The following is a 19,533-nucleotide window of genomic DNA, read 5'->3' as shown; positions in this document are numbered from 1 at the left end:
CAAATTCATTTTTATATAATAACGAACTAATATTTTAATAGATTATAAGTATTTTACAAGCGTTTGTTTAAGTGTACTTTTACGAACTATTATATAATTAGTTAGATGCTAAGATTCTAGGTTATTAATTTTTTATGGAATTAAAATGCAGATAGAATAATAAGAATGATGGTGTCCTCATCAACAATAGCTTAGAAATATTTCTAGTACCCTTTAAAGGCTATTTTCGAGATATGAGTAAACTGGAGAATTAATGGAAGACCTGTTTTTATCAATCTCTTCTTATGTTGCCGGTAAGTTAAGAAAATCTGTTAGAGACTTGTGGAAAGTATCAAATTTAAATCTTAGGAATAGAGATCTATTTGATATGGAATGCGAATATTTTCTCTTAAATTAAATGGCAGGATAGTTTGGAACCACAAACCCATATTATAATCAAACTTGAATATTCTAATTACACGAGACTCCTCAACAATCGCTAAATTGTGGAAGAATTACGATTATAGTGGTGAACCGTAATAAAAAATAGAGAAAGTTTTAAGCTTAGTTAAACTAAGATATTAGAGGACTTAGGAACAGTTCCGAGGATTTTATTAGATGAACACATTATTACGTAAAATCCTAATAATTCACTAAAATTTTATATAAATTATTGCAAATTTCCCCAAATTATATCTGCATATAAACTCAACAAATAATAGCAAAAAATGGAATAGTAAAATATAGAAACATCAAAATAATGCACTTTTTTTCATGCTTAATACGAAAAATGCCCCAATTTACTACACTTAATACCTAAATTATAATAAAGTTATGATTATTTGTAGTAATATTCTAAATATAAAGATAATTACAAAATAGCAACTACGATCTTTAAAGTAAAATTATTTAATACTAGATCAATAGATTAGATTAACGGTGAAAGCATAAAGTCAAGAAGAAATAGGTGACCCTGGGTACCTAAATTTTAGCTCATGACTTTTATTAAAGCCTGATATCAAGTTAAACGAATAGTTCCTTATAATACGTGCTTTGATGTGAATAAACTATTTCGTGAAAGATTTCTTGACATTAGATATCGACTAGTTCCTTTGGTAGCATACCTTAGCTTCCTAATTTTACATTCTGGAACATACCGTTTCTATTTATTTGGAACCTTTTTTGAGATTTGCCATGCCTCATAAAACCGTATTACTACAGAAGCTTTACAAATGGCTAAAATCTTTTAATTATAGGGGAGAATGTAGTAAATGAAGATTTGGAGAAATCCATTGTTAAGAAGAAGTTTTTTCATTTTGATCGCTTTTGCACTTTTAATTTGTACAATACCAATTCAAGAATTCACTGGAATCATCAAAGCAGCAACACCAGTTCAAATTGAAAATGCAAAAATTCAGCGTTATGATGCTGATCATCCAAACGATTTCAATGCAGATAAACTGGTTGTCTCTTGGGAGCCAAATTCAGAATTTACTAACGTATTAAAATTGGTCTTAAACCAGGAGGGGCAGAGATTGTTAACACTGTAGTATCAGACGCTAGTCAATTTAAATATTATAAGTCTGTGCCTGCAATGTTAACTTACTATCTGTCTATTTCAGGTATCAATAAGCTTGGAGAATCAACTGAAATTGCAACAGATAGCGCATTTGCTCGAAAAGTTTACTCCGCATCCCTAGTGTCAAGTAAAATTCCGGAATCTATGGATATTGATAGCCATCAAACTGTGTCGATTACAGTTAAAAACGATGGTCTTGAAAGTTGGACAAAAGAAAAAGGATATCGTCTAGCCAGTTCCGAAAAAGATTATTTTACTGGGACTGATGAATTTCAATTAGATACTGGTGATCATATAAAGACCAATGAATCGAAAACGTTTGGTTTACCATTTTACTCTGGAAAAACGGAGACCACCAAAACTACGAAGTGGCACATGGTCAGAAATTCAGATAAAATCAGTATAAATGTTGAACAAGCCGTTGCTGTTAAAAAAACAGATAATGATGCAAGTACAACGACTCAGAACGCAGATACTCCATCGGTATCACCATTAACTGTCGCTCCTACCGGATATTTTACAATAAATAATGGAGCTAGTTTTACTAACTCTCGAGATATACATATTGAAACAACTATTACAAATGGTTATAGTGGTACGATTTATGAATCTGTTTCTTTTGATAGTATCAATTACGAACCATATGTAGGCTTATCGAGTGAAGGTCTAACATGGAGAACACCACCTTGAGACGGTCTAAAAAACGTTTATGTAAGACTAGCTGGCGAATATGGAAATAGTAGTGATTTAGGTTATAAGACCATATACTTAGACGAAACAATGCCAAAAGCAGAATTGAAACCAATTAGCCTAAAGACGGATACAACTAGTAATCTTGAGATAAGTGGAACAGCGACCGACAACAATTTCGATCATTATCAACTTCAATATGTTCAAGATGAAACTAATATGGATCCTGTTGATATTAGCACTACAACAGACAGTAAATGATAAGGGTCTCTTAAAAGAAGGATATTATAGATTATATGATTTCGGAGATTATCAGTCTGGTGAATTTCGATATAACCCGAAGAGTATACAAAGTATTAAAAATGAACTAGAAAAATGCATTCGACAGTTTAAAAAAGAAATATTACCAATTTTTGATTATGTACAAACTGAAAAAGATTTTTTACATTTTGAAGAGGAAAGGGAAATACAAGAGTACGGAGAAGTTAGATTACTTAGTCGAAATAAACTTTACATCTATTTAAAATTAAGAAATTATTCAGGGGCTTTAAAAGTAATTGAAGCATACAGAAAACAAAACATAATGGCACTTACAGAGACATATAGAAGTGAATTTGATAGTGAAGATAAATTTCAACATTTTTTAAATGATAAACTTCAAAAATTAAATAGATTTAAAAATGCAATTGAAACAAGTGATACTAAATTCCTTGATAACATTGTACAGACAAATATTGAAAATACAAAAATTATGCTGAAGGCTTATGGATATAAATTCTAATGTAGATTAAGTTCTCATTGTGAGTAACTTCCAGCATAGTAAAAAAAATTATACGAATAGTGGCTTTTATCAATTAAGTGGAAATATAAATTTGTGTAGAATTATTAGAAGGTATCTGTAAGCGGTAGATATTGCACACCTAGATAAAACAGACGCCTCGGATTAAGCTTAAACTAATCCTTTCATAGTTACAACAAGCACAAATTGAAACAGCAGCAACTACATCCTCTAAAAAAAAATGGTGGAAGTTTTGGTGAAAAATATAATAATTTATTTCAGATCCTCCGACTGCACCCAGTAGTACAAGACCTCGGGCATATCTTACGAAGTATGAGCGAGGTCTTGTACTGTTTACGAAGGTAAAAGAGGAGGGTCTATTCCCTTTATCATAATAATTCCAAACAAAAACATCCCGAAATAAAATTAATTTATATTAAAAGAATCTCTCACAGAAAAAGCCTTCAATACATAAAATAAATGGGCATAAATACAATGTTATTCATCTTAAAAGGATGTGAGGAAGATTTATCCATTAAATAATTATTATTCAACGCCTCAATATCAAAGTGCTTTCCGATCACGGAATATTAATGCTAATTATACGATTAAAGCAACAGGAAAAGGTGAAGTATCAGTCAAGCCCGACCAGTCATTTGTATTATTAGGATCTGTAGTTGAAGATATGAAAGTACAAACAGCGCAGACAGAGAATGCAAATATTTCGAATAAAATAATAGAAGCATTAAAAGGTATAGGAATTAAACAAGATGAAATTGAAACGAATTCATATACAATCGATCGAATTGTTGATTACCAAGATTCACAGCAAATTTTTAAGGGATATCGGGTGAGTCATATTTTCAAAGTAATCGTGAAGGATCTTGCAAATGTTGGGAAAGTGATTGATGTTGCAGTTGAAAATGGAGCAAATGAAGTTAGGAATCTGACATTCGAAGTATCAAATCCCGAACCGTATTACAAAGAGGCACTACAAAAGGCTACTTTAAATGCAAAAATGAATGCAGAAAACATCGCAAAATCTCTAGGTTTATCAATTAATAACATTCCAATTTGGTTGGTTGAAGAAGGGATTCAAATTGTACGTCCGATGTCATCATTAACTATGACTGCAGCTGCATTCAGTGGCCAAACAACTCCTATTCAAGAGGGGCAAATTAAAATTACCGCTTCAGTGCAGGGAATGTTTAATTATGTAAGTTACTAATGATAAATTACGGATTTATATAAAAATACATGCCAAGATTATACAGAACGAACTTTTTTGAATTATTTGGTAATAAGAAAGAAAAAAATGCTGAAGGTATTTACAAAAAATCAAAAAAATGGGATAATATAGAAAATTTCGAAGGAGGAAAGTAAGTTTATGATGCCAACTAATTGCTAATATTAATTTAATTTAAATTAATATGTTTTCCTAATGAGTTAAAAATTGCCTAATGGTTAGGTTTATTTGTTATGCTCTTATGGAATTTAAGGCAAATTAGAAGGTAACTTACTTTACTGATAACGAGATGATTATTTATTGAATACTAGATAATTTTTTTAGTATTCCATCAGATATTTGTTTTAGCTGATGGGGCTCATATAAGAAATTGTATGATTAAATTGCTCTAAATAAATGATCAATTACCAAGTTTATTAGACTGTGAGAAGATACTTTCTTCTTATAGTCTTTTTTATTTGGCTTTTGTTCCTCTTAACAAAATTAAAAAATATGAGTCGTATTTTAATAATTAAATCGTAAGTTCACTTCTTTACCTTGTCCATATATGTATAACGAAATTTATGGATGAAAGAAGGAAATTTTATGTTCGAATTAAAAATAAATGGTCTTAAAAAATATATGGATGCAACTTTAGTGCTTAAAAATATAACATTTGAAGCTTATGAAGGTGATAAAATCGGTATTATTGGAATCAATGGGAGTGGTAAAAGTACCATTCTGAAGAGTATAGCTGGAATTGTGCCGATGCATTATTATCCTGGTTATCCTCAAACTTCTAGCTATGGATATGATGAAGGGTTAATTAGTTTCATTCCAAAAGGACTCACAACTGCATATTTAGAACAAACGCCAGTCTACCCTACTGGCTTAAAAGTAATTGATGTTTTAAATATGGCTTTTGATGAAGTGATTCAATTAGAAAATCAAATGCGTGACTTAGAAGAACAAATGAAAGTGCTAGAAAACAGAGCACTAGAAAAAGCAATGTTAAAATATAGCGAATTAGTACAATTATTTGAAGTAAAAGGTGGATACGAAAGAGAAGAAAAATTAGGAAAGGTTTGTACGGGACTTAAATTTGAAGAAAGTTTTTTAAACAGAGAGTTTGATTTGTTAAGTGGTGGTGAAAAAACGACTGTATTACTTGGTAAACTTTTAATCAATAGCCCGGATATATTATTACTTGATGAACCTACAAATCATCTAGATATGGACTCAGTTGAATGGTTAGAAGACTTTCTAAAAAATTATAAAGGAATTGTCTTGATTGTTTCCCATGATCGATATTTTTTAGATAAAGTCGTAACAAAAATTGTAGAAATTGAAGAAATGGAATCAGTTACGTATAAGGGTAATTATTCATCTTTTGTAGAGCAAAAAGAAAAAAACTTACAGATTCAATTTGAACATTTTAAAGAACAACAAAAAAAGATAAAATCGATGGAAAATACGGTAACCAATTTGAGAGATTGGGCAATGCGGGCTGATAATAACAAATTTTTTAAAAGAGCTGCAAGTATACAGAAAAAACTTGATAAGTTAAATAGAATTGAAAAACCAGTTTTTGAAAAAGAAAATATGAAATTAGAATTTAAGGGATCCAAACGATCTGGAAATGAAACAATTAAAGCAATGGCGATTTCGAAATCTTATGAAGAAAAATTGCTATTTAAAGATGCGGATTTATTGGTTAATTATGGGGAAAGAGTTGGTCTTATCGGTCCTAATGGAAGTGGAAAAACTACTTTCTTAAAGATGCTATTAAGTGAAGAAAAATCAGATAATGGTGTGGTAAAACTAGGTGCAAATGTGCTGAGTGCATATTTACCTCAGAAAATAAACTTTAATAACGAAGAAATGACAGTACTTGAATGTTTTAGAGAGGATATCTCGATACCAGAAGGCAAAGCAAGGGAATATCTTTCAAAATTTATGTTTTATAAACAAAGTGTATTTAAAAAAGTAAAATTCTTATCAGGTGGAGAGAGAATTAGGCTGAAATTAGGTATGTTATTATTCAAAGATATCAATTTGTTAATTCTTGATGAACCTACAAATCATCTTGATATTGATTCAATCGAAACGCTTGAAGAGGCACTTGATGATTTTAAAGGCACAATTTTCTTTATTTCCCATGACAGATATTTTATTAATAAAATGAGTCAACGAGTAATCGCTATTGAGGATTATGAATTTAAAAGCTATCTTGGCAATTATGATGATTATAAAAGTATAAAAGAAGAAAATCGTTTAAAAGAAACGAAAGAACGGGTTGAAAAAAAAGGAATTCGGAAAAAAGTTAAAATTAATGCTGATCATGAATCAATTAAAGCTGAAGCTCTAGAAAAAATTGAACGACTTGAAAAGGATATTAATGAGATTGATCTAGCGATGAATAGAGAGGAAGATTACAATAAGCTGAATGATTTATATTGCAGGAAAATTGAATTAGATAAAGATTTAGAATCGCTAATGGAATTTTGGTTAGCGTTGTAAGTACTCAAGATAATCATCGATAACTTTATGTTAATTTACTACTCCACCAAGGAGTCAGAAAGCCTTTGATTTGGCTAATTGTCTTCTTGGTGGATTATTTTTTCAAATAAGTAATTAACTTGAACAACCACTTGAGCAACTCGAACTAGAACATGAAGAGTGAGAACTACTAGAACATGTGGAATGGGTCGAACTAGAGCATGAATTATGCGAGTTATGGTGATGATTACTGTCATTTGAACTTTCATTTATTGCAAAAAAAGTATTTGTAGCTAAAAATGTCGAACTGATCTGGTCATCATCTGATTTTTTACTAGAAGCTGAACGATTTGTAGATCTTGGGAATGATTTTTGATCGTGCTTATTTCTTGCATCTTCATTTTCTTTTTCGACTAAATTTTTTTGAATGCTAGCAAACTCATTTAAAATCTTATTTTTGGTTTGTGAGTTTAAATGAGATATGAAACGTTTTGTTTGAATAGTTTTGCTCGATAAATATTCTTGAACCTTATTATTTTTAAAATTAACAACTAAATTTCCTAAAATATGGGTATTAACAGAAGTTGTTTCAAACAAAGTATTATATAACAAATTGTAAACAGCTCGATCATCATTTCCATCGACTTCAGCTTTTTGAATAGTTGGTTCATGATGAATCATTTCACCACAAAAAGTCTTGCAAAAGTTTTGATAACTTTTCGTAAATAAAATCATTTCGTGCCAGATTTTATCTACATCTTGACTGTACATTGGAACGTTTTCAAAGATTGCTGCCATTAAGAAGAAGCGCTTTAATTCTTTCTCAATAAAAGAATACTTTTTATCGCTCCAATCTTCCTTTTCCATTACTCTTTCTTTAACATGAACAAGGAAATCCATTTTCCATGCGTTTTCTAATTTAGAAACTAACGATAAATCAGCGAGGTTTGAATTTAACATTAATTCGTTTGTATTAAACTGATCATAAAGATTGTTATAGAATTCATTATCATTTTTAAAATTCTTTTTAAAAAATCTACCGAATATTTTTTTCATATAAACGTCCTTTTACTTAGTTTTAATACAATTATATATTTAAAGAGTAAACAAAAGAAGAAAATTGTTAAAATTAGGAAATAATGCGGACTTTTTACAAATATTCCACAAGATCAGTTTATTGGATTGAGTATTTGGAAGAGGGCTTCACTTTGAAATAAGGTTGATTTTTTTTGTTCTGTAAAAATATGGTACAATTTCTTATATGATCATTTTAACAGTGGAAATAGATGATTAGTTCTGGTTTGTTCAAAGTTCTATAATTAGGTAATTACAAATTGTTTGGAGGGTTTCAAAGATGACAAATGAACAGGTAATACCGGTTGTTTCAGGGCAAAGGATTACGCCATTTCTTACGTTTAGCGGTAATGCAGAGGAAGCAATGAATTATTATGTTCGTACTTTTCCGAATTCAAAACTTGTTTCTCTTCGAAGATATACGAAACAAGACCCAGGTGTAGAAGGAAAAATCTTAAATGGGATCATTGAAATTTTAGGACAATCTTTTATGGTATTGGATATGGAAAAAGAACATTGTCCTGATTTTACTTGGGCTGTTTCATTTTATTTAGAATGCAAAGATGATGCGGAGTTCGAATTAATCTTTGGTGGCTTGAAGAGTGATGGAAAAGTACTGATGGGGCCAGTAGAAATGAATGATTTTAGTAAGGTTACATGGGTGACTGATTATTTTGGTGTTACTTGGCAGCTAGTATTAAGAAAAAAATCTTAAAAATCGGCTAATCTTTCGTTATTCATCATGTTAATTTTGTTCTTAATAAATGAAAAATGGACAAGTTTTCTTAAATAATAATTTACTGGTAAATAGTTTGAATATTCCTGCAAGTTTTAATAAAAAAATATTTTTTAAAAATAATAATCTGAATATATTGAAGTTTACTAATTGTTGGCATATAATGTAATCAGATACTAGTTTATTAGAGAAAGTAAGTAAGAGGTATTAGCGATATGGCAGAGCAAAGTCAACGAATTGGTCGAACAGCTATGATGCTTGCTTTGACCGATCATGAAGAAGAATTAATGAAAAATGAAAACGTTGTATGGTGTGTAGGTAAGGTCGGTACAATGGATGCTCAAAAGGTCGTTGCTGCGATTGAAACCGCTGCCAAACAAAATGGTGTAATCAATGGAGCTCTATATAGAGAAGTTCATTCATTATATCATGCAACACTTGAAGCAATTCAAGGCGTTACAAGAGGTCATGTTCAATTAGGTGATGTTCTTAGAACAGTAGGACTTAGATTTGCTATTGTAAGAGGAAAGCCTTATAAAAATGTGAACGAGGGTGACTGGATAGCAGTTGCACTATACGGAACGATTGGTGCTCCTATTAAAGGATCGGAGCATGAATCAGCAGGACTTGGCATTAATCACATATAATCGCCCATAGTTTATTAGATGATAGGGGGCTATGATTCGTAAGTTTTTATATTTACGTCTCATAGCCTCTTTCTGTGTTTTTTTTGACAAAATTCGGAGGTGTTTTTTAATGGTAACTTTAACTGGTAATAGCTTAACAATGGAACAAATGAAAAGTATTTTATTCGATATGGCATATGTAAAAGCGAGTGAAGAGAGCTTAGTTGCGGTAAAAGCATGTAGAGAAAAGGTTGAAGAAATCGTAAATAATGGCAAAGTCGTATATGGGATCACAACAGGTTTTGGAAAATTTAGTGATGTATTAATTGAAAAAGAAAATGTTTCAACACTTCAATATAACTTAATCGCTTCACATGCATGTGGTGTTGGTGAACCATTCCCTGAATTAGTTTCAAGAGCGATGTTAGTACTTCGTGCAAATACAATGTTAAAAGGTCACTCTGGTGTGCGTTTAGTAGTAGTTGAAAAATTACTTTCATTAATTAATGCTCAAATTCATCCAGTTATCCCATCTCAAGGATCATTAGGTGCAAGCGGAGACTTAGCTCCTTTATCTCATTTAGCTCTAGTTTTACTTGGTGAAGGCGAAGTTTTCTATAAAGGAAAACGTATGGAAACAGCAGAAGCACTAGCAAAAGAAGGAATTTTACCAATTACGCTAGAAGCTAAAGAAGGATTAGCTTTAATTAATGGTACTCAAGCAATGACAGCAATGGGCATTCTTACTTACCTTGAAGGTGAAGAATTAGCTTATCAAAGTGAATTAATTTCTTCGATTACATTCGAAGCATTAAATGGTATTACTGATGTTTTTGATGAAAGAATTCATATTGCTCGTGGATATAAAGAACAAATTGAAGTGGCAGAACGTTACCGCAATATTTTAGCAACAAGTAAGTTAACGACTAGACAAGGTGAAATCCGAGTTCAAGACGCTTATACATTAAGATGTATCCCTCAAGTTCATGGAGCAAGCTGGCAAGTTCTGAACTATGCAAAAGAGAAATTAGAAATCGAAATGAATGCAGCTACTGATAACCCATTATTATTTGGTGATGATGTATTCTCTGGTGGGAATTTCCATGGTCAACCAATCGCATTTGCAATGGACTTCTTTAAATTAGGTGTTGCAGAGCTTGCGAATATTTCTGAAAGACGTATTGAGCGTTTAGTTAACCCACAATTAAATGATTTACCACCATTTTTAAGTCCAGAACCAGGATTACAATCTGGTGCAATGATTATGCAATACGTGGCAGCCGCTTTAGTTTCTGAAAATAAAACTTTAGCACATCCAGCAAGTGTGGATTCTATTCCTTCTTCAGCAAACCAAGAAGACCATGTAAGTATGGGAACAATCGGTGCGCGTCATGCATACCAAATTTTACAAAATGCTAGAAGAGTTTTAGCAATAGAATGTATTTGTGCAATGCAAGGTGTTGAATATAAAGGAATTGAAAAAATGTCTGAAACAACTAGAAAATTTATGGAAGATGTTCGTAAAACTGTTCCATCAATTACTAGAGATCGCGTTTTCTCAAAAGACATTGAAAAACTAACAACTTATTTAAAAGAAAATTTCTTAGCAAGAAACTATACAAAACAAACACAAATATAAGAAGAGGTGGAATAAATATGGAAATCACTAAAGGATCTTTAAAAGCGCCAAGAGGTACTGAATTAAATACAAAAGGTTGGATTCAAGAAGCAGCACTTCGTATGTTATTAAACAATTTAGACGAAGAAGTAGCAGAAAGACCTGAAGATTTAGTTGTATACGGTGGAATCGGTAAAGCTGCAAGAAACTGGGAAAGCTTTGATGCAATTATTGAATCATTAAAAAAATTAGAGAGCGATGAAACATTATTAGTACAATCAGGTAAACCAGTTGCCGTTTTTAAATCACACGAAGATGCACCACGTGTTTTATTAGCAAACTCAAACTTAGTTCCAAAATGGGCAACTTGGGAACATTTCCGCGAATTAGATGAAAAAGGCTTAATGATGTACGGCCAAATGACTGCTGGTAGCTGGATTTACATCGGTACTCAAGGGATCTTACAAGGTACTTATGAAACATTTGGTGAAGCTGCTAAACAACATTTCGGTGGAAGCCTAAAAGGGACTATTACAATTACTGCAGGACTTGGCGGTATGGGTGGAGCTCAACCTCTTGCTGTCACAATGAATGGTGGGGTTGTAATCGGTATTGATGTTGATGAAACAAGAATTCAACGTCGTATTGACACTAGATATTGTGACGTATTAACTCACGATTTAGAGGAAGCTTTACGACTTGCAACGGAAGCGAAAAATGAAGGAAGAGCTTTAGCAATCGGTTTAGTCGGTAATGCTGCTGAAATTTTACCTCAATTAGTTGAACGTAATTTTGTACCAGATTTAATTACTGACCAAACTTCAGCACATGATCCATTAAATGGTTATTTACCAATCGGAATGACAATGGAAGAAGGAAAGAAACTTCGTGTCGAAAATCCAGAGGAAGTAATTAAACGTGCAAAACATAGTATGGCAGTTCATGTTGAAGCAATTTTAGCGATGCAACAACGTGGTGCAATCGCATTTGATTACGGTAATAATATTCGTCAAGTTGCATTAGATGAAGGCGTGAAAAATGCATTTGATTTCCCTGGTTTTGTACCTGCATTTATCCGTCCATTATTCTGTGAAGGTAAAGGTCCTTTCCGTTGGGTAGCACTTTCTGGTGATCCAGAGGATATTTACAAAACAGACGAAGTTATTTTACGTGAATTTGCTGATAACGAGCATTTATGTAACTGGATCCGTATGGCTCGTGAAAAGGTTGCATTCCAAGGCTTACCATCACGTATTTGTTGGTTAGGCTATGGTGAGCGTGCTAAATTCGGTAAAATCATTAACGAAATGGTTAAAAATGGCGAATTAAAAGCTCCAATCGTAATCGGTCGTGACCATTTAGATTGTGGATCAGTTGCATCTCCAAATCGTGAAACAGAAAGCATGAAAGATGGTAGTGATGCAGTAGCTGACTGGCCAATCCTAAATGCACTGATTAATGGTGTAAATGGCGCAAGCTGGGTAAGTGTACACCACGGTGGTGGAGTAGGTATGGGTTACTCTCTACATGCTGGTATGGTAATTGTTGCTGATGGTACTGATGCAGCTGCAAAACGTATTGAAAGAGTATTAACGTCAGATCCAGGAATGGGTGTAGTTCGTCACGTTGATGCAGGTTATGATTTAGCTGTTGAAACTGCGAAAGCAAAAGGCGTAAACATCCCAATGATGAAGTAGGTGTTAAAATTGAAAGCAGATATTCTATTAACAAATATTGGTCAATTATTAACGATGGATCATGGTGATGGTCCAATTCATGGAAAAGACATGAGTAATCTTCCTGTTTTAGAAAATGCAGAAATCGCATGGAAAGATGGGCAAATTATTTATATCGGACAAATGAACGAACAGAAAATAGATGCAAAAGAAGTAATTGATTGCCAGGGAAAACTAGTCACTCCAGGTTTAGTTGACCCTCATACTCACGTGGTCTTTGGAGGATCACGTGAGCATGAAGTTAGTTTGAAATTACAAGGTGCTTCTTATTTAGACATATTAGAAATGGGTGGCGGGATCCATTCTACTGTAAGTCAAACTAAATTAGCTTCACATGAAGATTTAAAAAAGAAAACGATTCATCACTTAAACAGAATGCTTTCATTCGGTGTAACAACAGTTGAAGCAAAAAGTGGTTATGGACTTGATGAAGAAACTGAATTAAAACAACTTCGAGTTGCGAAGGAATTACAAAAAGAGCATGATATTGATTTGGTTTCGACATTTTTAGGTGCGCATGCAGTACCAAAAGAGTATAAAGGAAACGAAGAAGCTTTCTTAGAAAAAATGCTTTCTTTATTAGATGTCATTAAAGAAGAAGAACTAGCTGAATTTGTAGATGTATTCGCTGAAACAGGTGTATTTTCAGTAGAACAATCTAAAGAATTTTTATTAAAAGCAAAAGAACAAGGCTTTCGTGTTAAAATTCATGCAGATGAAATAGATCCTCTAGGTGGTACTGAAATGGCAGCTGAAATCGGTGCTATTTCTGCTGATCATCTATGTGGAGCATCAAATAAAGGTGTAGAAATGCTTGGAAAGAGCAATACAATCGGTGTTATTTTACCAGGTACTACTTTCTATTTGAATAAACCTGAATTTGCACCTGCACGAGCGATGATTGAAAATAACGTAGCCGTTTCTTTAGCAACTGATTTCAACCCTGGAAGTTGCCCAACTGAAAATTTACAATTAATCATGACAATTGCAATGCTTAAACTAAAAATGACGCCTGAAGAAATTTGGAATGCTGTGACGATTAACTCATCATTCGCGATTAATCGTGGCGACCAAGCTGGTAAACTTAAAATTGGTCGTAAAGCAGATGTCGTTATTTGGAATGTACCAAACTATACTTATGTACCTTACCATTTTGGTGTAAATCATGTAGAAACAGTATTTAAGAATGGTAAATTAGTAGTAAGTAGAGGTGAACACGATGTCGCTATCACATCTTAAAAAAGCAGGAGATGCTATTTTCATTGATTCAAAAGTCACAAAAGCCAATGAAATCATCTCTGCATGGAATGGAACAGAAGCATCAAATTTCTCAATTATCGGTGTACCATTATCTAAAACATCAATTAGTCATTCAGGCGCAAGTTTCGCGCCTGCTTCAATTCGAAAAATGTTAAGTAGCTACAGCACTTACCATATTGAAGACCAAATCGATTTAAAGGATTACAAGGTAACTGATTTTGGTGATATTACGATGCATGTGACTGATTTTGAAGAGTCAAGAAATCGTATTAAATCGACAATCTCTGAATTACTTGGTCAATATAAGGAAACGATGCCAATCATTTTAGGTGGTGATCACGGAATAAGTTTTCCAAGTATTTCAGCTTTTGCAAAAGAAAGAGGAACAGTAGGAGTTATCCAATTTGATGCCCATCATGATTTAAGAAATACTGAAGATGGTGGTCGTTCAAATGGTACACCTTTCCGTAGCTTAATTGACGAAGGTATTTTAAAAGGTGAACATTTAGTTCAAATTGGAATTCGAAATTTTTCAAATAGTGCTCCATACACGGAATTCGGTGTGAATAACGGAGTAACAATCTACTCAATGCGCGATGTTCGCGAATTTGGAATCTCAAAAATTATGAAAGAGAGCATCAACCGTTTAGTAGACAAAGTAGATTCAATCTACATTAGCCTAGATATGGACGTACTAGACCAAGCATTTGCTCCTGGTTGCCCAGCAATTGGACCTGGAGGGATGGACAGTCAAACTCTATTAGATGGCATTTGTTATCTAGCATCTCATCCAAAAGTTACTGGAATGGATATTGTTGAGCTTGATCCAACAATCGATTTCCGCGACATGACAAGCAGAATCGCAGCACATGTAATCTTAAACTTTCTTGTTGAGAAGGTTAAGTTGTTAAATAAGTAAAATGTAAAACTCGTAAACTTTGTTGTTTGCGAGTTTTTTGTTTCGCGGGGTAGATTTGATACCATCAAGCGTTCTTGCTATAATCAAAATAAGAACAAATATTCGGTGAGGATTACAAAATTAAAAAATGTCTAAGTGAAAGTAGGAGGAACACTTTTGTCAAATAGCATAAAGCAAAGAAAAATAATCTTAGATCTAGCAGTTACATTGGATGGTTTTATCGAAGGAAAAAATGGAGAAGTTGATTGGTGCATAATGGATCCCGAAATGGAATTCACAAATTTCTTGAATCAAATAGATACTATTTTATATGGTCGAAAAAGCTATGATTTGTGGGGAAATTATCATCCAAGCATAGAAGACTCTGAAACTGATAAAGAAATGTGGAATTTAGTTCATAGCAAGGAAAAATATGTGTTTTCCAGAACTCAAACAAATTCTGAAAACAAAGCAATATATATTAATGAAAATATAATTGAAGAAGTAGCTAAATTAAAGAAAATGCCCGGTAAAGATATTTGGTTGTATGGCGGATCTAGCCTTATTACATCATTTATAAATCTTGGCCTAGTAGATGAATTCAGATTATCAATTCATCCGGTAATATTGGGTGAAGGAAAACCTTTATTTGTTGACATAAAACAGAGAAAGAATCTAATTTTGGTGAGTACTAGAACGTTTTCATCTGGTGTTGTGCAGGTAATTTATCATTTGAATGAAGAATAAGTTTGCTTAGTGTTTTATTTGCATAAGTTTCATAAAAGGTCATTAATTACATACTGTTGAAAAAAGAATTCGTCAAGTAAATGCCACGAAATTTTCGTGGCATTTTCAACACGTTGAAAATGAGTTTGTCTACTATTCGCCAATTTTGGGTTTATTTTAATTAATGCCTATTATGAGGAAGTAATATTCAAAATTATGAAGGAATATTACGACTTGAACTTGTTATGAGGAAGTAACTCTTTTTTTAAAAGAATAAAATAAGGACACTTGGTACAATAGCATATATAATTAGTAAAGCTGGATCAATAAACTCTGTGAAATTAAATAACAATTAGGTTCAGTTGGAAAGTGAGATAAATTAATTATGAAATATGATTTAATTTTTGATTTAGACGATACATTAATTCAGACCCAAGCCGCATTTTTAAATAATATAGATTTATGTTCGAATCTAGTACATCAAGCGCTAGATGAAAAAGTACTCATAAATGAAATTAAAGAAGTTTTTAATAGAATAGATTTGGAACTAATTAAAGAGATGGGTTTCAGTAAAACCAGGTATCCTTATGCTTGGGAATCAACTTTAGATTTATTGGCAACACGATTTAATATTGAGATTTCAAGTATTGTCAATGATCAATTACAATCATTAGCAAAAACGATATTTAAAGTAAATATTCCATTGCAAAGTGACACATTTATAATAGAAGAATTATCAAATCACAAAGATGTAGCAAGTATGACGATATTGACTTTAGGTGAAAAAGACGTGCAATCAAAGCGAGTGATGGAAACGGGCTTAGTTCATCATTTTGATAATGTATTTATTACAAATAAAAAAGATGTAAATACGTATCTTGAGTTACAGGAAAAATTAAATAATCCCGTAATGATTGGAAACTCACTTAGAAGTGATATTGTACCTGCTATAGATGCGGGGATGAAAGCAATTCATATTATTAGAGATTCATGGTCTTATGACGAAATTGAACATAATCATAAAATAGATAGTATTAAGTCATTAGTCGAGATTAAATTACTTTTATTTGGAAATTTGGTAAACCTATAAAGCCTATTTTTCCAGGTATTTATAAATAGTTCCAAAAACCTCTCTATCAAATAGTCGATCTTGTTGTTAAACTTAAAAGTTGCATTTAGTTCAACAACAAGATTAACTGTTTAATAGATTTTTTTATGAATATAAAATTAACCGGAAAGAAGAATTTTTAAATGGAGATTTACAAGATTTTTTTCTGGAACATGTTGTAGAAAACAAACGCAGTCCATTAGATAAAGATCATGTGTCTCCGCTGTGGCTATTGAAGTTTTTGGAAAGATAGTTGTACAAGGATTTATATAGGTTTTGTAGAATTAAAGTATAAGACAGAATGAGTTTCACCAGTATTCAAATAGATAATTTTGCTAATAATACAATCGAAGTGTTTTATCATACATAAATGCTAGGATTGCTATTATAGAAGTATGAAAAAACTTGACAGTACGGAACAAAGACAAGGAGTGAAGTTATGAAATTTCTGCTTACATCTGGAGGCATCATTAACAAAAGCATACACGATGCGCTGGTTGACATGTTAGGCAAACCGATAGCTGACTCCAACGCCCTGTGTATCCCCACTGCGATGTATGGACACCCTTGGGTTGGCCCTGGCGTCAAAGCTTGGGAGTTCATTAGTGGAAAAGAAGAAAATCCCATGGTAAGCCTAGGTTGGAAGTCTGTCGGCGTTTTGGAGTTAACAGCATTGCCAAGCATCGACGAAAAACGCTGGAAACCACTTGTTGAGGATACAGATGTATTACTGGTGTCAGGCGGTGATGCCCTTTACCTGTGCTACTGGATGCGTCAATCCGGCTTGGCAGACCTTTTACCCTCACTAAAATCAGTCTATGTGGGAATGAGTGCTGGGAGTATGGTGATGTCACCTAACATAGGGGAATACTTCGTTGGCTGGACTCCACCAGACGGTGGTGATGAAGCACTGAGATTGGTTGATTTTTCAATCTTTCCGCACCTAGATCACGAGATGCTACCGGGAAATACCATTGCTGCCGCAGAGAGATGGGCAGCCGGGATGCTTGGACCGGCGTATGCGATTGACGATCAAACCGCCATCAAAGTAATCGATGGAAAGGTTGAAGTGGTCTCCGAAGGTCATTGGAAACTATATTCGCCCTGACGCTACACCTTTAGGAAACTGTTGCATATCCTAATGCAAACTCCAATAGCTAAACAACTTGGGACTATTTATTAGTCTCTTTTTTAATGCGCTAAATGGCTAGATGTATTAAAGGAGTATAATTTACGGTATCTTGAAATGTAAGCGATAACAAAAGTGTTCTAAAATGGAGATGAGAGAAAAAGTATGAAAAAATCGAGTGAAAAGATAATAAAGTGCCCAGGATGTGGTTTAAGCCTCGATGATCAACAAAACAAATTGACAAGGAAATACAATGCCACAGATGATTGCTTTAGTGATTTAAGTAGTTATACATTAGAAAAACAAGATACTAATTTTATACATCAGCATGCCATCGATACTTACGCTGCTCAGCATTCAGGGAATAATATGAAAAACATTACCGCGAGTTTTTCAGTAATAGGATTGTATTATGCTATAGTACATGATTTCAACGGAAAACAAGTACAACGTGTCCATACACTTCTCAGTCGTCAAAAATATAATTGGGATGCATTGCAATCGCCAGACAATTCAGCCTATTCATTGACTGTATATGATGTAATGAAAGAACAACCAGGAGAAAATCGCGACAAAATGCTTATTAAATGGATGAATGACGTGTGGAAATGTTGGAATCATCAACATGAATGGGTAAAAAATATATGTAACGAACTGTTAAAATAGATTGAGTGGGCATTTATTTGAGTGAATGTAGGTCAATGGAAGTTTCTAAAATATTACAAAATAAAGGATTAGTTGAAGAAAAAGTCAATTATGAAACAGTTCTTTGAAGATAAAGATCGATTATAATAAATAGACTATTAATTCAGTTTTTTTATTAAAAATTAAAACTCTCCTTCATCTGGCACACAAATTTGTTTTACATCCACCATCAATGGCAAAACTATTGATAAAAGGAGGATAAAAAAAGTGACTCAAGATCGATTTGAAGAAGCATATGAAATGTATAGAAATCAAAGTGATGACGAACAAATGCACGTAGACGAAACAGTTAACCAAGACAAGGAACATATTGTTGCAGTTCGCAAAAATAAAGATGGTGATTTAATTGGTTTCAAAACAAATTTAAATCGTGAACTAGATTATCTTCAAGCATTACAAGAAGCAAAGAGTGGAAATTTAGCACATGTTGACGTAATCCATAAGTATGGTCGTGACATCTTAAGAAGTGAACCGGATGGTATTGCAGACAATAATTTGAGTAATCTACCAGAATTTTAAACTGAAATCGTATACATAAAAAAGTAAACCCACTAGGGAATTAATGATCCTTGTGGGTTTTTTACTTGATTCACTCATTCGTCACCTAAAGCTTGTCCACACTTTAAAAATTCAATATAAAGCGATGGCTTTTTGAACTTAAGGTAAGTCAGAAAGTCATTTATTCTGTCCTATTTAGTCTATTTAATCTTGGCAATTGGAATTGTTCACCGTTTGCTTCTTCAGGTTCTGAACCTTCGTTGTGTTCGGAATCTGTTCTGATTTTGCTTCTTTTTATTTTGCTGTCTCTGATTTTAATTCCTTGTTGTCCGCCTAATTCATCATTATTTTTACCAGCAATACCGCTTCTACCATTTCCATCTGCAAATTGCGAATGGTCATTTGATGTTTGGCTATTGTTTCTAGCGTTTTGACCGCCTTGATTTGCATTCATGCCAACGTTTCGATTAATTTGTCCTCCGCCTTCAGCTCTTTGTTCGACTTGGACGCGATTCTTTTTGATTTCAATGTTGAAAAAATTAAAATTGATTGAGCCATCTAGATTAGCTGCTGCAATCATCTCTTGAATTTCTTCTATTAATTCTTTAAAATCATTAAATTCTGCTGCCATCGTATAAAACACTCCTTTCTATCATTACTCTCACTATA

Annotated in this window: 19 protein-coding genes; 17 read left to right on the top strand and 2 right to left on the bottom strand. The window is 33.0% G+C overall.

Annotated features, from left to right (window positions below; genetic code table 11):
- Positions 1-1,250 precede the first annotated feature (1,250 nt).
- The 6 genes from CN925_RS13305 (at position 1,251) to abc-f (ending at position 6,771) form a co-directional block, all read left to right on the top strand.
- The gene (locus CN925_RS13305) at positions 1,251-1,529 is read left to right on the top strand and encodes a hypothetical protein (RefSeq protein ID WP_098846706.1); all 279 of its coding nucleotides are present in this window, start codon (positions 1,251-1,253) and stop codon (positions 1,527-1,529) included.
- A gap of 44 nt (positions 1,530-1,573) precedes the next feature.
- Positions 1,574-2,248, top strand: a complete 675-nt coding sequence (locus CN925_RS13300; RefSeq protein WP_098846705.1) for a hypothetical protein — start codon at positions 1,574-1,576, stop codon at positions 2,246-2,248.
- A gap of 90 nt (positions 2,249-2,338) precedes the next feature.
- Positions 2,339-2,509 (top strand): hypothetical protein, encoded by a 171-nt coding sequence (locus CN925_RS21340; protein WP_180232952.1) that lies wholly within the window; start codon positions 2,339-2,341, stop codon positions 2,507-2,509.
- Positions 2,478-3,029, top strand: a complete 552-nt coding sequence (locus CN925_RS13295; RefSeq protein WP_098846704.1) for a hypothetical protein — start codon at positions 2,478-2,480, stop codon at positions 3,027-3,029. The genes CN925_RS21340 and CN925_RS13295 overlap by 32 nt, the downstream gene beginning before the upstream one ends.
- 514 nt (positions 3,030-3,543) lie before the next feature.
- Positions 3,544-4,254, top strand: coding sequence for an SIMPL domain-containing protein (locus tag CN925_RS13290; protein WP_098846703.1), 711 nt, complete (start codon positions 3,544-3,546; stop codon positions 4,252-4,254).
- A gap of 603 nt (positions 4,255-4,857) precedes the next feature.
- Complete coding sequence (gene abc-f, locus CN925_RS13285; protein ID WP_098846702.1) at positions 4,858-6,771, top strand: ribosomal protection-like ABC-F family protein; 1,914 nt, start codon at positions 4,858-4,860, stop codon at positions 6,769-6,771.
- 114 nt (positions 6,772-6,885) lie between these two features.
- Here the strand turns inward: abc-f and CN925_RS13280 are convergent, their stop codons facing one another.
- A complete protein-coding gene (locus CN925_RS13280; protein ID WP_098846701.1) occupies positions 6,886-7,806 on the bottom strand; it encodes a glycine-rich domain-containing protein in 921 nt (306 codons plus the stop codon).
- A 298-nt stretch (positions 7,807-8,104) separates the two neighbouring features.
- On the opposite strand from CN925_RS13280, the gene CN925_RS13275 reads away from it, so the two are divergent.
- From CN925_RS13275 to CN925_RS13225, 11 genes are all read left to right on the top strand, one after another.
- The gene (locus CN925_RS13275; protein WP_098846700.1) at positions 8,105-8,539 is read left to right on the top strand and encodes a VOC family protein; all 435 of its coding nucleotides are present in this window, start codon (positions 8,105-8,107) and stop codon (positions 8,537-8,539) included.
- A 236-nt stretch (positions 8,540-8,775) separates the two neighbouring features.
- Positions 8,776-9,207 (top strand): histidine utilization transcription antiterminator HutP, encoded by a 432-nt coding sequence (gene hutP / locus CN925_RS13270; RefSeq protein WP_098846699.1) that lies wholly within the window; start codon positions 8,776-8,778, stop codon positions 9,205-9,207.
- A 109-nt stretch (positions 9,208-9,316) separates the two neighbouring features.
- A complete protein-coding gene (gene hutH / locus CN925_RS13265; RefSeq protein ID WP_098846698.1) occupies positions 9,317-10,825 on the top strand; it encodes a histidine ammonia-lyase in 1,509 nt (502 codons plus the stop codon).
- Positions 10,826-10,842: 17 nt separating this feature from the next.
- The gene (gene hutU / locus CN925_RS13260; RefSeq protein ID WP_098846697.1) at positions 10,843-12,501 is read left to right on the top strand and encodes a urocanate hydratase; all 1,659 of its coding nucleotides are present in this window, start codon (positions 10,843-10,845) and stop codon (positions 12,499-12,501) included.
- 54 nt (positions 12,502-12,555) lie between these two features.
- Positions 12,556-13,779 (top strand): imidazolonepropionase, encoded by a 1,224-nt coding sequence (gene hutI / locus CN925_RS13255; RefSeq protein WP_098846719.1) that lies wholly within the window; start codon positions 12,556-12,558, stop codon positions 13,777-13,779.
- On the top strand, positions 13,760-14,719 hold the full coding sequence (gene hutG, locus CN925_RS13250; RefSeq protein WP_098846696.1) for a formimidoylglutamase: 960 nt from the start codon (positions 13,760-13,762) through the stop codon (positions 14,717-14,719). Before hutI ends, hutG begins: the two co-directional genes overlap by 20 nt.
- 156 nt (positions 14,720-14,875) lie before the next feature.
- On the top strand, positions 14,876-15,445 hold the full coding sequence (locus CN925_RS13245) for a dihydrofolate reductase family protein (RefSeq protein WP_098846695.1): 570 nt from the start codon (positions 14,876-14,878) through the stop codon (positions 15,443-15,445).
- 364 nt (positions 15,446-15,809) lie between these two features.
- Positions 15,810-16,514 (top strand): HAD family hydrolase, encoded by a 705-nt coding sequence (locus CN925_RS13240; RefSeq protein ID WP_098846694.1) that lies wholly within the window; start codon positions 15,810-15,812, stop codon positions 16,512-16,514.
- A 457-nt stretch (positions 16,515-16,971) separates the two neighbouring features.
- On the top strand, positions 16,972-17,640 hold the full coding sequence (locus CN925_RS13235; RefSeq protein WP_098846693.1) for a Type 1 glutamine amidotransferase-like domain-containing protein: 669 nt from the start codon (positions 16,972-16,974) through the stop codon (positions 17,638-17,640).
- A gap of 186 nt (positions 17,641-17,826) precedes the next feature.
- Positions 17,827-18,327: a DUF5946 family protein gene (locus tag CN925_RS13230; protein WP_098846692.1), complete on the top strand. Its 501-nt coding sequence runs from the start codon at positions 17,827-17,829 to the stop codon at positions 18,325-18,327.
- 279 nt (positions 18,328-18,606) lie between these two features.
- Complete coding sequence (locus CN925_RS13225; RefSeq protein ID WP_180232957.1) at positions 18,607-18,885, top strand: DUF3892 domain-containing protein; 279 nt, start codon at positions 18,607-18,609, stop codon at positions 18,883-18,885.
- Between the two features lie 160 nt (positions 18,886-19,045).
- Here the strand turns inward: CN925_RS13225 and CN925_RS21595 are convergent, their stop codons facing one another.
- Positions 19,046-19,495 carry a hypothetical protein gene (locus CN925_RS21595; protein ID WP_286138344.1) on the bottom strand — a complete coding sequence of 150 codons (450 nt, stop codon included), beginning with the start codon at positions 19,493-19,495 and terminating at the stop codon, positions 19,046-19,048.
- Positions 19,496-19,533 lie beyond the last annotated feature (38 nt).

Source organism: Bacillus sp. AFS055030, from assembly GCF_002574545.1.
In the GTDB taxonomy this organism is placed as follows: domain Bacteria; phylum Bacillota; class Bacilli; order Bacillales; family Bacillaceae_G; genus Gottfriedia.
The sequence above is the reverse complement of the archived record's forward strand: the minus strand, read 5'-3'. Positions and strand labels throughout refer to the sequence as shown.